Origin of the sequence: Pseudoalteromonas sp. NZS100_1 (assembly GCF_015864285.1) — a bacterium.
Classification (GTDB): Bacteria; Pseudomonadota; Gammaproteobacteria; order Enterobacterales; family Alteromonadaceae; genus Pseudoalteromonas; species Pseudoalteromonas arctica.
This window is the reverse complement of the sequence record NZ_JADYXN010000088.1, coordinates 1-1,293: the sequence shown is the minus strand read 5'-3', so window position 1 is coordinate 1,293 and position 1,293 is coordinate 1. Positions and strand designations below refer to the sequence as shown.

The following is a 1,293-nucleotide window of genomic DNA, read 5'->3' as shown; positions in this document are numbered from 1 at the left end:
GAGGGCGTTCAGAATTCTGTGTCAGCCTAAATTGCTAAATATCTAGCACACCATCTAACCTACCTTCGAAGTGGATGGCCAATTGCGACAATGTCAGATTCCAGTTATGGATTGGCATTGTCCATTTCTTTGAGGCATTTAATATGCCTGCATACAATAGTTTCATCAAGCTGTTTTCATTAGGGAATCCTCCCTTAGTCTTGGTGAGTCGCCTAAACTGACGATGTACAGCTTCAATCGCATTCGTGGTATAAATAGCTTTACGCACGTAATCTGGATACTTGAAATAAACCGACAGATTGCCCCATTTACGACGCCAAGACGCGATAACAATAGGGTATAACTTGCCCCATTTGGCATCTAATTCGTCAAGAGCGGCTTCTGCTGCATCCTTAGTGGCAGCCTTATAAACGGGTTTCAAGTCAGTCATAAACTCTTTTTGGTGCTTTGAAGCAACGTACTTCATCGAATTACGAATTTGATGAATGACGCACTCCTGCACTTCGGCGTCGGGGTAGATTGTTGCTATTGCTTCAGGGAAGCCTTTTAGTCCATCAACACAGGCAATTAAAATATCGGATACACCACGATTATGTAAATCTGTTAATACTGCTAACCAATAGTTAGCCCCTTCACTTTCAGAGACATATAAACCAAGTAACTCTTTTCGGCCCTCAATATTCACACCTAGCACGGTATAAATAGCCTTACTCACGTAGCGTCCATTTTCTTTAATTTTATAGTGAATGGCATCAAGCCAGATAAACGGGTAAAGCGTATCTAAGCTGCGAGCTTGCCATGCTTTAAGCTCTGGTATCAGCTGGTCTGTTACGGCAGTGATGGTGGCCTCTGATACTTCAACGCCATACATATCCTGTATGTGGCCTCGAATATCTCGATAGCTCATACCTAAAGCAAACATAGATAGGATTTTCTCATCAATTTCAGGCGTTAACTTAGTTTGGTTCTTTTTAACAAGCTGAGGTTCAAACGAACCTGAACGGTCTCTGGGCGTTTCAAGTTCGAATTGGCCTATGGATGACTTAACTGTTTTTTTGGTTGAACCATTTTTACGGTTAACTTGCGTCTCAGATTGTAGATGCTGCTCTAATTCGGCTTTAAGAGCCGCTTCGGTGAGTTGTTTGATTAAGGGTGTTAGAACACCGTCTTCGCCAGTAAGACCTTTACCAGCTTGAAGTTCAGCTAATGCTTTGTTGAAATCGAAAGATTGAGTCATGTGTCACTCCTGTTTTCTTAATAATACTGAAATGACACAGATTTCTAAACACTACC

General features: G+C 41.8%; 1 protein-coding gene. It reads right to left on the bottom strand.

Annotated elements, in window-relative coordinates:
• Positions 1 to 34: 34 nt before the first annotated feature.
• On the bottom strand, positions 35 to 1,237 hold the full coding sequence (locus tag I6F66_RS20615; protein WP_197177149.1) for an IS256 family transposase: 1,203 nt from the start codon (positions 1,235 to 1,237) through the stop codon (positions 35 to 37).
• Positions 1,238 to 1,293: the final 56 nt, after the last annotated feature.